The organism is Arcicella rigui (assembly GCF_034929435.1).
GTDB lineage: Bacteria > Bacteroidota > Bacteroidia > Cytophagales > Spirosomataceae > Arcicella > Arcicella rigui.
Genome location: NZ_JAYFUM010000006.1, coordinates 275,198 through 288,828 on the forward strand (window position 1 = coordinate 275,198; position 13,631 = coordinate 288,828).

A 13,631-nucleotide genomic window follows, 5' to 3' on the forward strand; every position below is an offset into this window, starting at 1 on the left:
TGCTGTTGTTGTTTTTTCTCCAACAACAGCAGAAGTAATTCACCAATAATCAAACACAATAACTTCTTTTTAAAATAAAACGTGAAATTGAAATAATAATCTCTACTTCAACAATCTCACAAAATAAATTGCTCCAGTACTTTCCCCATTTTTAGCAACAATTTTAAGACTTAGTGTCTTCTGATTTTTCAGTGTTGCATCTAATGGATAGTCGATTTCGATAGCTTTTTTATCTCTACTTTCTGCTAATTTTTCGGTCTTTACTAATTGATTATTGATTAAAATGTCAAAACTTCTTGTTCGTTTTTCTGCTCCAAAACTTATTCTTAAAGTATTGGCTTTTAATTCATTATTTCGCAAATCATAGCTTATCCAATCTGTTGTACTTCTCCAAAATGCCCCAAGTTCTCCGCCAACATTCGATTGATTTCCTTGAAAATGATGATCGGCTTCGGGTTGTTGTTCGCCCAAAGCAATTTGGTCAACTGTTTGTTGTTCTAAAGCCAATTTTACTTGTTCTTTCTCCTTCATTTCTTGTATTTTACTCGCCAGTTTCTCCTGATTCATCACTGGAAAATATAGCATATAACGAGCATCGTGCAATTGGTAAAAAGGTATCAAAGTAAGTGATTGATACTTGGCTGGATAAAGGGCATCGCCCATCGAGAAGGCTAATGGCTGGTTTTTAATCGGCTGAATTTTTGATAAAAATTCATTGGAATTACTTACCAAAATTGGAGCTTCATCTAAAGGATATAATTTCCCAGAGGCTTCGTGTCCCATTCTACTATTATCAGCAAAAAGTCCTTTTAAGTCGGTTGTGTCGGTTTTGGCTGCCAGCACAATTGGGCCATGCACAAACGAAACCCAAGGCGAGCCGTCAGGGAGTGTTTCGGCTGTGGTTTCCATCGGGAAATTAAGCGATACTTTATCGCCCGATTTCCAAGTTCTGTTAATCGCAATGAATGAACTTGGTTTTTCATTTACCGTAAAAGTTTTACCGTTTACTTTTACTTGAAAAACCTTTTCTTTTACCCATTTCGGATAGCGAACATAAAGCGTAAAAGTTTGTGGTTGAGTCAGTTTTAAGGTAATTTCTGAGTTTGAAGCATTCGGAAATTGTGTGTTTTGCGTCAATGTCAAGCCTTTTTCCTTCCAATTCAACGTAGAAGCCATAAATAGATTTACGTACAAATCTTTGTCGGTATGTGCATAAATCATTTCGCCGTACTTCCCATGATTTTCAATTCCCGAACCTACGCAACACCAAAAACCTTCTTGTGGCTGAGAATAGACCCGATAATGACGTGGACGAATGGGCGTAAAATAGACAAATCCGCCTTTTGTCGGGTGTTGTGAAGACAAAATATGGTTGAAAAGTGTACGTTCAAAAAAGTCGATATAATTGGCTTTGGGTTCAGACAAAAACAATGATTTCGTCAGTTTCAACATATTGTAGGAGTTGCAAGTTTCTGGGCCTTGGTTCGATTCCAACATTGGTGTAAAATCATTGATGGGGTTAAAATGTTCTCTAAAACTATTTCCCCCAAACGAAACGCTACGTTTGGTACTTACGTTTTCCCAGAAAAAATTAGCAGCATTTGCCCAATCATAATTCTGTGTCAAATCTGCAATTTTCTGAAAACCAATTACTTTTGGAATTTGCGTATTGGCGTGTAAACCTGTGAGAGCATCTTTTTGAGCTAACAGTGGGTCAAGTATGGCACGATGTGATATTTTTTGAGCAATAGCCAAGTACTTTTTTTCATGTGTAATTTCATAAAGATTAGCAAAGGCTTCGTTCATACCGCCGTGTTCGGTTCGTAGCATTTTTTGGATTTGTTCATCATTCAAATTTTGAATGGTCACAGCAAACCAATCGGCTAATTTTACCAAAACACTCAAAGCTTGCTTGTTTCCTGCCACCAAATAAGCGTCTTCTAAACCCGCAAATAATTTATGAATGTTGTACAAAGGCACCCAAGTATTGTTCAAGCCAAAGCCACTTCCATCCAAATCTCCTTTGGCGATTCTACTCCAAAATACTTTTCCTTGCGGAATCCCACCGACGTAACCATCGCCATTTTTTTGCTGACATTTTGCCAATTCCGACACCATATAATCCAGTCTTTTTTTCACTTCAACATTATCCGTTGAAGCATACATCAATGCCAATGCCGATAAATAATGTCCGCCGATGTGTCCGTCTAAACCAGAATTTTCCCAGTTTCCGTAGCGTTCAGCTTTCAATGGCAAACCAGCATCAATCAAGTACGGAGCTAATAATCGGTCAGGATTCAAGGCAAGAATGTACTTTAAATCAACCTGTTGGGCATTCAGAAATGGCCCAGCTTTTAAACGAACCGCTTGAAGTGGAAAACTTTGCAATTTTGTACTTGCTACCTGCGTAAAGCTTTTGACAAATGTGCCAAAAAGCAATATTAGTGAAAGTGTTGTTCTTAAAAACATGGATTGTTGTGCTTTGTATAGCGTTTTCTAAATAGTTAAATAAGTTATTTTCTAAAATGTGTTATTTTGACACAAATATAGAATTTAGCATAACACTATCCTAACAGAACAAATAAAAAAGAGAAAAGTACAATTAGAAAGAAATAACTCTTGTTACGAAGGGTAAAGATTGGTATTTCAAGAAAAAGAATTTTAGATACATTTTCTTGAATCATATTGTAGATTGTAATAGAAAATTGATAAATTTGAATCTTGTTTTTTAGCAATAAAAAAGGCTTGAACTTTTCAGTCCAAGCCCCATTTTAAGCGACAGCCCGTCAAAACGAAAGATAAGTCAACCACCGACGAACTCCGAATTGACAAAGCTGTCGCTTAAAATTTAGATTTTTAATCTATTTATTCGATAGACAAAGTTACTTATTTTCATTTATTCAAGCAAGAAAAAACAACAAATAATATCATTTTTTTAAGCATATACCAACGATTGAAGTTTTGTGTTTTCTGTTTTTTTAGCAAATAAATCTTGCTCGTAAATCTCAACAGTGGCTTTCAAAATAGCGTCAATTTCTTGAGGAGTAGTGTATTTACTAAAGGAAAAACGCACACTATCTTTATCTAAATTTCTATCTAAAACTTTCAGTACGTGCGAGCCAACATTTGTCAAATTTGAACAAGCACTTCCGCCCGAAACAGCAATACCAAGTGCATCTAAGCGATTTACCAATACTCCACCTTTGTGCAATCTCGGAAAAGCTACGTTCAAGATATTACTGATACTGTTTTGTGAGGATTCACTTTCGCCATTAAACGAAATCTCATCTTGAAACAATGCTTTTAAATTACTCACCATTTTAGATTTCAAAAAAGCAATATAGTTTTGATGTTCTTTCAAATCTCTGTAAGCGATTTCTAAAGCTTTTGCCATTCCTACAATCCCAGCAACATTTTCTGTACCCCCACGAGTACCCTTTTCCTGAGCTCCTCCATAAATATGGGGTTTTATCTTTTTGTACTTGTTGATATAAATAAAACCTACGCCTTTTGGCCCATGAAATTTATGTGATGAACCTACCAAATAATCTACTTTAAGTTGCTGTAAATCAAATTGATACTTTCCGATTGTTTGTGTAGTATCGCTATGGAAAATGGCATCGTACTTTTTACAAATTTCACCAATTCTTTCGATGTCGTTCAAATTTCCAATTTCATTATTGGCGTGCATCAAACTCACTAAAGTTTGTGGATTTATCGATAAGCGTTTTTCCAATTGCTCATAATTGATATTTCCTTTGGCATCCAATTTTACAAAATTTACTTCTACTTCATTGGGCTGATTAAATTGTCCTAATGTCTGCAAAACAGCTTTATGCTCTATCCTACTCGTTACCACCTGACGCAATTCGTAAGTTTTAATTGCTCCAGTCAAAGCCAAGTTATTGGCTTCTGTTGCTCCTGAAGTGAAGAAAATATCACTTGCAGAGGCGTTCAACAAATTTGCAATCGTTTTTCGAGATACCTCTACGGCTTCACGGGCTTTTCTACCAACTTGATGGCTTGAAGAAGGATTTCCAAAGTGGTTTGTCAAGTATGGAATCATCGCATCCAATACTTCAAGGTCTAAGGCTGTTGTTGCGGCATTATCACAATAAATCTCCATTGTATTTAAGTTTTTAGGTTATTAATGAATGTATTTTCTAAAGTCAAATAGGTTATTGAGGTCTTCCTTCCACTGTAATCACTAAAAGCATTTAACTTTTAATCATTCTTTTTTTCAAGTGAGAAATCACTAAAATGAAATGTCTTTTATCAGGAATTATTTCTGTTGAATCAGATTGGCTAAAACTGAAACTTCTGTTCAAAGGGAATACAAATGCCTTTTTTATCATGGCAAACTTGCCCTTTTATCGCCCCAAAAATATCTAAGGTATGTTCTACAATTCTGACCTTGGTTCTGAATTCGGCTTTTTTAGCAAAATACGATACTTCAAATCCCCAGTTTTTATCTATTTTTTTCAATGGTGCTATCGGTGTAATTTTTCCTTCCACTTCAAAAGAACCATTTTCGGCAAACCAAAAAGTTGTTGGTTGTGGACCAATATCAGCTTTAAAATCAGATGAATAGAGTGTCCATCCATTCTCAATATTGGCTGTAAAAACCAGTTCTACTTCATCGCCGACCTTAAATTTAGGGTCAGCAAAATTGAATTTCCAATTAGTAATTTGCTCAATTTGCTGTGCTTTTACGCAAGTAAATGTAAAAAGTAGCAAAACGACTAAACTTATACGTTTCATAAAATTTTCAATTTAAAAATTATAGCTTGTGTTGTTAATACTTGTGTGGGTTGGCACTTAGCAAACCAAAATTTATTTTATGCCAACAGGCAGATAATTTTTAGAATATGTCTTGGTGAATTCATGCTATTAGAATATTAATTATATAGACTATATAGATTAATTGACTAAAAAAATATATTTTAAAACGGGATTTTAAAGATTTATCATTAGAATAAGGTTGGGGCACCTTGTGGGTGGTTTACAGGTTGCCAGAAGTTCATTGAGCCTAATCTCTCCCTTCGTTCTTTATAAATCTATTTATTCGATAGGCAAAGTTCTATTTTAAAAATAAATTTTCCAAATATTTGACAAGAAATATTTATAAAAATTTCGGAGTAAATGGATGATTTAGAAAAAAATCTCTAAGTGTTATATATCATTTGTAGTGACAAGGTCTTCTTGTCGCTACAAATGATTGAATTAATCCTGAAACTTCTGAAAAAACTTTTAAAAATGCAATAATTGACTAATACTATGAATTACTTCTGGAGCAACTTTCCATAAAGTTCTAATGCTCAACAAAATAACCACTGAACCAACAATAAACATCAAAGGACGACGAGGTACTTTATTAATCAAGATTGCTCCGAATGGTGCGGCAATTATTCCCCCTACAACCAAACCTAAAATGATTTGCCAAGAATTTACACCTTCAAAAAACAAGAAAGTAAGTCCACTCGAAAGAGTAATTAAAAACTCTGCGGCATTTACTGAACCAATGGCATAACGTGGATTTCTGCCTTGTCCTAATAAAGTGGAAGTAACGATTGGCCCCCAACCACCACCGCCAATGGCATCCATAAATCCGCCAAAAATGGCTAAAATTCCTACCTTTTTAGTTTTGCGTTTAGCAATACTTTTCTGAAATGCTTTTTTGATAATTACGCCCCCTAAAATAAGCATATACAAAGAAATATAAGGTTTGATAGCGTCGCCATCAATAATTTCTGAAAGTAAATAAGCTCCAGCTACCGAACCAACTACGCCCCAAAGCAAAGCTCTGAATAGTTTTTTATTGATATTTTTAAACTGATAATGCGAAACAGCAGAAGCACCTGTAGTAAACATTTCAGAAACGTGAACACTTGTACTACTCAAAGCTGGTGGCACGCCAATACCCAACAAAAAGGAAGTAGAAGTAATACCATAAGCCATTCCTAAAGTTCCATCAACCAACTGGGCAGCCAAACCAACGCCAACATAAGAAAAGAAATTAGGTCCTAACCAATTTTGAGCTTGATTGGCAAAATTCACTATTGGAGCTTTTCCGACAAAAAGCACAAAACAAAGCAGATAAATAGCAATAGCGATAAACCACATTAAAGATTGTTCAACTTGACGGCTCACTCTGAGTTTTAGAGCAATTTTATTAGAGAATTGATTGTTTTCCATGATTGTAAAAAGGGTTTTATCGCTATGTATTTTATTGGAATCCGTAAATTAATCGTAAATATTGTCGGTTGAGTGTTTTGAAATATACCGTGATTAACACCGCTAACGCACTAATAATATACGGATTGAAAAATTCTTTGAAATGGTAATATGATATAAAAAAGGTAAGAAAACATCGGCTGTATTCTAAGTAAAAAATCCAACGACGCTGTTCTAAAATAGCTCCACAGTTTACCAAGCTTACGAGTATAATCAGGGCTATACTTATTTGTGAAATCAAATCCATTTGCTCTTCTATCAATAAAAAACCGAAGAGACCTATCAGTACCAAAACCATCTGAATTACCACATAATTTCTGAATCTTGTGCTGGGTACTTTATTGGTTTTATGAATTACAAATTTTTGTTCTAATACTCTTCTATAAGTTGGATTGATATTATCTGGTCGTCCAAAAATCGTTTTTAATTTGTTCCTCCAACCTTCTGCGTATTTAAAAGCATAAGCCATTTCGAGCATGAAATGAAAATGTTGCCATAGAAAACTGTTACTATCTAAAGGTTTAGTGAGTCCGTAAGTAGGTTCTTCGTTTTCTTCAGCGAAAGTGCCAAAAATCTTATCCCAAAAAATAAAAACGTCGCTATAATTTTTATCTAAATACTGTTCGTTACTAGCATGATGCACTCGGTGATGCGAAGGCGTTACGAAAATATATTCTAAGAAACCTAACTTCCCGACGGTACGAGTATGGGTAAAAAATGGATATAGACCATGAATTAGCAAAATCGTTGTAATCATCTCAGCCGAAAAGCCAACAATTGGCAATAATGACCAAAAGAAAGTACGAGCCACCGCCTGAAACAAAGTAATACGTGCCGAAACAGTAAAATTAAATTCTTCACTTTGGTGATGCACTACGTGAACACTCCAAAGCAAGTTTACTTCATGTCCAAAACGGTGATACCAGTACCAAAGAAAATCTGTAATCAACAACAAACCAATCCAAGAAAGTACACTTGGCTGAATATGGAAAAAAGCAAAATGCTTGTATAAATAATCGTAAACAAAATAAAAAAGTCCGAGTGTAAGCCCATCCAAAAGTCTTTCAGCAATCCCGACACTCAAGTTGGAAATGGTATCATTGAAATTATAAAAATGTTTACCTTTCTTTTTAGATACCCAGTATTCCAAACCAATCAAAAATAAAAAGAAAGGAACTGCGAAAGCTAAATAATTAAAACTCATCGTTTTTTATGTTTTGGGGTTATGCCGCTGCACGGTATTTAATCGTATATGGAATGTTGTGTACTGCACTAAATACAGCTCCTAACATTTCAGAAGGAGAAAAAGGCTTACTAAAATTTTCGTCGATAGCATCATACACAATTCTTCCCTGCTGACTAATCACATAAGTAGCAGGCACAGGAACGTCTTCTGAAATCCCAGCGATTCTGTCCCAAACAGCGAACTCTTGTGAGTAAACGCCAAACAATTTTGCCATTTGATGATTAGGGTCAGCTACTACGTTGAAAGGTAAATCAAAGTATTCAACCATCTCAAGTACTTGTGCGTGCGTTCCTTGTACAATCACTAATAAATCACCACCCAAAGCCACAATTTCTTGGTAAGATGCTTTTAATACTTGAAGATGCTTAAAACCGTACTCGTTCCAGCCTCCAGAAAGAAAACTCAAGGTTAAAGGTTTGTTCTGCTGAATTTCTGCAAGACTCAATTTATGCGATTTTGTAGCCGCCTCATTCATACTTTGCCAATGACCAGAAGCTTGAGAAATAGACAATGAAGGTAAGCGTGAGCCAACTTTCAGCGGTGATAATTTTGGCGAATTGCCTTTGAATATGTTTACAGGAAAAGTACTATCCCAAATAATTGCGTTTGTGTGGCTGTATGACTTCATGCTGCTAATCCTTGTTTGTACGTAGTATGATGTTTTTGTTGTTCGACGATTCAAAATTAAAATACAAAAACTATATATCCTATAAGATTGATAGATTAATAATAAATATTTTTATGAATGAAGAAAAAGCACTATTTGTTACGATAAATTTTGATAAACGTCTCAAGCTCTTTAATTGAAATAATACTTTCAAAATCCTCATCAACAAAACTGTAAATAATAAGCCGATTGGCTACAATAATAAAAGTACTTGGTAGAGCCACTTCTTTTGAAATTCCTGTTACTCTTTGCCAAATGGGGTAATTTTTTGAGAATACGCCTAAAAGTTCAGCAATAGTATTTTCAGCATCATAGTAAATATTAAAATTGAGCTTGAACTGAGCGGCTAATTGTTCTAAATTTTCGGGTAAAACATCCGTCAAAACAAAGATTTCTCCTCCTACATTTTTAATACGCTTGTGTGCCTTTTGTAATAATTCAAGATGAATATCGCCATAGCTGTTCCAAGATGGCGAATAAAAACTAAGCACTAAAGGACGAAACAACATGAGTTGACTTAGCGTAAAACTATTTTGGTTTTCTAAATTCCGTGGCAAAGTCTTCCAAAGTCCATTTGCTTTACTCAAAGTAAAATCTGGAGCAAAAGTACTGGCTTGAAGAGCTTGAGGGCGTACTTTATTCAAAGCAGTATTGGCTACTTTGTTGACGGCTTTTTCTTGCATTTTGATAAATGATAGTAGTTTATTGATAAATTAATTCATGACTAAACTGAAAGATTTGTACCAAAAATTTGATTAACAATCTCTTTCCCTGCTTTCCAATCAGCAAGATTTGAATTGGCGTTGATATGACCCAAAGCACCAATGTTGACAAATTCACTTCCCCAATGTTCAGCCCAAAACTTCGCTCTTTCAATGGTAGCATATTCGTCGTTTGTACTGGCTATTACAACACTTTTGTATGGAAGAGTATCAAGCGGGATTGGCGAAAAACCTTCAATTTCTTTTGGAAAACCTTCTCTTTCGGCATCCGCAGGTGCAACTAATACAATACCCACAATTTTGTCGGAAGAAAAAGATTTTGCCCAATGCACAAGTGTTAGGCAACCCAAACTGTGAGCTACCACAATCGTAGGTTCGCTTAATTGACGAATTGAATCTTCTAATTTTTGAATCCACTCTTTGGCAATGGGTTGATACCAATTGTTTTGTTCAACTCGTGTAAAACGCTCAGGATGTTCTTGTTCCCAAATAGTTTGCCAATGACTTGGGCCTGAACTCCCCAAACCCGGAACGGTTAAAAATTGTGTTGACATATATTCAATAAATAAAGTCTATTAATTCTATGGATAAAGTTTATTAATTAATTGTATAAATCCAAATATATTGAAAAAATATCTTAATCAATCTCAAGTAATTCTTTATAAGTACCCTAAAGTTATTCTTGAACTATAACCAATTTCACACTCTCGGAAATTTACTTTTTAAAAAGCCAATATCTATCAGCACACACTTTTATCGAACTATAACCAATTTCACAATCTATATAAATACCTTTTTTTTGATAAAAAGCCTTAATTCATCGAACTATAACCAATTTCACACTTTTTTAAAATAAAGCTGAAAAGCATTTTTTTAATACTTTTTTAAAAAAAAATAGAAAAAAATAGAAAAAACAACAACAGCGTAAGCAATTTCTTTTTGTTGTTTTTTATTTTTTTATTTCTTTTTATTCTTTTTACCCTTCATAACTATCTAAAAATCAATTAATTACAAGCCTAAATATAACCGATTTCACACGAAGTATAACTAAAGTCACACTTTAGTATAACCGATTTCACAATGAACTATAACTGATTTCACAACGAACTATAACCAATATCACAATGGGCTTTAAAGTATAAATTTTTTTTTCAGAAGTTATATTTTAACTTTGTATTGAAACACTATTTTATTGAAATATTATTAGATTTTATCATTTATTGATGAATATTTTGACTTATTAATAGTTGAAAATCTATTTTTTTAGTCCTGAGCATGGCAAAACAGAAAGCAACTACCCGAAGGAAACAGGATTATCCTGACCGCTACAAAATCCATTTGCAAGGTGGCAAAGAAGGACTTGTAGAAGCAACTTCCAAAATGGATATACAAGAGTTTCGGGTTTTTGCCACGATGCTAACAATGGTATTGCCTGATGATGAGGACTTTACAGAATATGAAATCAGAGTTCAAGACATTATTAAACTTTTTGGCTTGAACAAAGATGGGCGATATTATGAAATTATTCGGGATGCTTCACAAAGAATGATGGACAGAAAGTTTGTCATTTATGAAGATAAAGGAGGAAAAGAGTATCGTACTACGATACATTTGATTGATGAAACCAGTGTTCCGACAGACGAAAATAACCAAAATCACATCCGTTTGAAGTTCAATCCGAAGTTAAAGCCCTATCTTTTGCAATTGAAAAGGGAATATTTGACGATTGATGTCAGAAATTTGATTCACATTCAAAGCCCCTACTCTATTAAACTGTACATGATTTTGAAGCACCAGCAAAATTTGGGCAATCAGAAAGTAAAATATACCGTTGAAAGATTGAGACAAATGTTGGCGGTTGAAGATGACGAATATCCGATGTATGGAAACTTTAAACAAAAAGTGATTTTAAAGGCTGTTGGCGACATCGAAAAGCATACCGACCTAACGATACTCAAGATAGAGGAGATAAAGGTAGGAAGAGCCGTAGGAATGATAAATTTCCATATAGAAGCCAAAGAACAGCAAAAGCACTTGGAAATTCAGAAGACAAAAGCCAATGCAAAGAGAGTTTTGAAAACTGGCGATGGCACAGAGAAAACACTCATTGAAGATGCTAATGCCGAAATAGAAGATGCTAATTTTGAAGAATTGCCCGTAGTGAAGAATCCAGATGAAGTATTTATTGAGCGAATTTATGAACAGGTAAAAAATTATAAAATCACACAAAGTACGGTTGAAAAATGGGTGAGAGAGATTCCAAAAGAGCAAATTGAGTCGGGTGTAAACCATGTTTTGGCTATTTTGAAATCTGGAAAAACGATTAAAAATATCGGTGGTTATTTGAATCAAATGGTGACAACGGTGAATTTGTTTAACCTCAATGAACAAATTGAAGCAGAAGCCAAAGTACAATTAGCCAAGAAAAATCAGCAAGAAGTAAAACAAAAGAAAAAAGACCAAGCTTATTTGAGACAAGAGCAAGATAAATTATTGAATGAATTGAGCGAAGTACAGAAGAATTTTATTCTGGATGTAGTTCAAAATGAAAAGCAATTGTTTGCTGATATTTTAGCCCAATTAAAAGCAGAAGCACAGAGCGAGAAGCCAAATCCGATGAATGAAATTGCTTGGGAAGGCTACCAAACTGCCAGCAAGGGCAACGAAAGTAAAGAGGCTTTATTGCAGTATTTGAAAGAAGGAAGTTTTATCTTTTATGGTTTTGTTGCCGAATATATTGAGAAAAGATTTCCTGAGGAGTATGGAAAAATTAAAGCCCAGTTCCAAAAAAGAGCCGATAGTTTAGGCATGAAAATTTAAGGAAAATTAAAGATTTTGAAGTATAAAGGCGGTTGAAATTAGCTTTTCAACCGCCTTTTTTTATTGATTTTTACTTCATCTTTCTTTTATAATTGTAATTTACTTGGATTCATTATTATTTATTTGTTATTGACAAGAGTATAAATAAGATAAATTGTGTTTTATCTACACAATACAAAAGTAAACCTTATCTATTTAAACAAGCTTGACAATCATGAAAAGAAGAACATTACTCAAGGGGGTTTTGACGGCTGTACCTGCTTTATCTTTGAGCCAAACTTTCGGACAAGAGATTTTATCTTTATCATCCAAAGAAGGACTTGAACCAATGGCAAAAGGCCCATTTAAACCCAATTGGGAATCCTTGCAGCAATATCAAACGCCTGAGTGGTTCAGAGATGCAAAATTTGGTATTTGGGCTCACTGGGGGCCGCAATGTCAGCCCGAATTTGGCGATTGGTATGCCCGTGAAATGTATTATCAGGGAAGTAAAACCTACAATTATCATGTAGCCAAATACGGACATCCCTCTAAATTTGGTTTTAAAGATGTAATTAATGAATGGAAAGCAGAGCAATTTAATCCTGAACAATTACTTGAGCTTTATAAGCGTGCTGGAGCAAAGTACTTTATGGCTTTGGCGAATCACCATGATAATTTTGATAATTACAACAGTAAATATCATGCTTGGAATTCGGTAAATCTTGGGCCTAAGAAAGATTTGATAGGTGCTTGGGCAAAAGCTACCAAGAAACAAGGTTTACGTTTTGGTGTAAGCGTTCACGCCTCTCATGCTTGGTCTTGGTACGAAGGAAGTCAGCAAGCTGATAAAACAGGTGATTTAGCAGGCGTTCCTTATGATGGTAAACTTACCAAAAAAGACGGAAAAGGTACTTTTTGGGAAGGCTACGACCCACAAGAATTATACGCACAAAACCATGAATTAAGTACTGGAAGCGATAACATCAACGGGATTCACAAACAATGGAATTGGGGAAATGGCGTAGCAGTACCCACTAAAGCCTATTGTGATAATTTTTATAACCGCACGGTTGATTTGGTCAATCAATACGACCCAGACTTGGTGTATTTTGATGACACTGCTTTACCGCTTTGGCCAATTAGTGATGCAGGCTTGCGATTTGCTGCTCATTTTTACAATCGAAATATCAAAACCAAAGGAAAACTTGAAGCGGTAATCAATGGTAAAATTTTGGATGAAGCACAGCGTAAAACGATGGTTTGGGACATTGAAAGAGGACAAAGCAATAGCATTGAACCTTTGCCTTGGCAGACAGATACTTGCATTGGTAGTTGGCATTACGACCGTCGTATTTATCAAGAAAAACGTTATAAATCAGCCAAAACTGTTGTACATACCTTGATTGATGTGGTAAGTAAAAATGGTAATTTGATGCTGAGTGTACCACTTAGAGGCGATGGTTCTATTGATTCAGAAGAACAAAAAGTAGTGGAAGGTATCGCCGATTGGATGGCGATAAATAGCGAATGTATTTTTGCAACCAGACCTTGGAAAGTATTTGGCGAAGGTCCAGCAATGGAAAAAGCTGCTCCACTTTCGGCTCAGGGCTTTAACGAAGGAAAAGGTTTACCATTTACCATCAATGATATTCGTTTTACGACCAAAGGAGACGCACTATACGCCATTCCGCTGGGTAAACCAACAGAAAGTAAATTATTGATAAAAAGTTTAGCAGCAGGAAATGTACTTTATCCGAAAGAAATTGCGAAAGTAATATTAGTAGGAAAAGGAAATTCACTGAATTTTACCAGAACTTCAGAAGGTTTATGGGTAGATTTACCCGAAAGTATCAAAGAAGAATTTGCTTTTGCTTTGAAGGTTTTGCCTGCATAAAATGAATTTTGATTGTTTGATTATGAATTAAAGCATTTATTTTCAACGCTTTAATTCATAATCAAG

At 34.9% G+C, this 13,631-nt stretch carries 10 protein-coding genes and 1 riboswitch; of the genes, 2 read left to right on the plus strand and 8 right to left on the minus strand.

Annotation, left to right across the window (positions count from 1 at the left end):
• Positions 1-102: 102 nt before the first annotated feature.
• The 8 genes from VB248_RS06130 to VB248_RS06165 form a co-directional block, all read right to left on the minus strand.
• Positions 103-2,469, minus strand: a complete 2,367-nt coding sequence (locus VB248_RS06130; RefSeq protein WP_323295865.1) for a glycoside hydrolase family 127 protein — start codon at positions 2,467-2,469, stop codon at positions 103-105.
• A gap of 466 nt (positions 2,470-2,935) precedes the next feature.
• Positions 2,936-4,126 (minus strand): cysteine desulfurase family protein, encoded by a 1,191-nt coding sequence (locus tag VB248_RS06135; RefSeq protein ID WP_323295866.1) that lies wholly within the window; start codon positions 4,124-4,126, stop codon positions 2,936-2,938.
• A 179-nt stretch (positions 4,127-4,305) separates the two neighbouring features.
• Positions 4,306-4,761, minus strand: a complete 456-nt coding sequence (locus tag VB248_RS06140; RefSeq protein WP_323295867.1) for a protein-disulfide reductase DsbD domain-containing protein — start codon at positions 4,759-4,761, stop codon at positions 4,306-4,308.
• A 200-nt stretch (positions 4,762-4,961) separates the two neighbouring features.
• Positions 4,962-5,058: riboswitch (SAM riboswitch) on the minus strand.
• 192 nt (positions 5,059-5,250) lie between these two features.
• A complete protein-coding gene (locus tag VB248_RS06145; RefSeq protein ID WP_323295868.1) occupies positions 5,251-6,195 on the minus strand; it encodes a sulfite exporter TauE/SafE family protein in 945 nt (314 codons plus the stop codon).
• A 31-nt stretch (positions 6,196-6,226) separates the two neighbouring features.
• Positions 6,227-7,438 carry a sterol desaturase family protein gene (locus tag VB248_RS06150; protein WP_323295869.1) on the minus strand — a complete coding sequence of 404 codons (1,212 nt, stop codon included), beginning with the start codon at positions 7,436-7,438 and terminating at the stop codon, positions 6,227-6,229.
• A 19-nt stretch (positions 7,439-7,457) separates the two neighbouring features.
• Positions 7,458-8,108: a redoxin domain-containing protein gene (locus VB248_RS06155; RefSeq protein ID WP_323295870.1), complete on the minus strand. Its 651-nt coding sequence runs from the start codon at positions 8,106-8,108 to the stop codon at positions 7,458-7,460.
• A gap of 131 nt (positions 8,109-8,239) precedes the next feature.
• A complete protein-coding gene (locus VB248_RS06160) occupies positions 8,240-8,830 on the minus strand; it encodes a peroxiredoxin family protein (protein ID WP_323295871.1) in 591 nt (196 codons plus the stop codon).
• 41 nt (positions 8,831-8,871) lie between these two features.
• Positions 8,872-9,423, minus strand: coding sequence for an RBBP9/YdeN family alpha/beta hydrolase (locus VB248_RS06165; protein WP_323295872.1), 552 nt, complete (start codon positions 9,421-9,423; stop codon positions 8,872-8,874).
• Between the two features lie 721 nt (positions 9,424-10,144).
• Between VB248_RS06165 and VB248_RS06170 the strand changes: the two genes are divergently transcribed.
• Positions 10,145-11,689, plus strand: coding sequence for a replication initiation protein (locus VB248_RS06170; RefSeq protein ID WP_323295873.1), 1,545 nt, complete (start codon positions 10,145-10,147; stop codon positions 11,687-11,689).
• 214 nt (positions 11,690-11,903) lie between these two features.
• Positions 11,904-13,565 (plus strand): alpha-L-fucosidase, encoded by a 1,662-nt coding sequence (locus VB248_RS06175; protein WP_323295874.1) that lies wholly within the window; start codon positions 11,904-11,906, stop codon positions 13,563-13,565.
• Positions 13,566-13,631 lie beyond the last annotated feature (66 nt).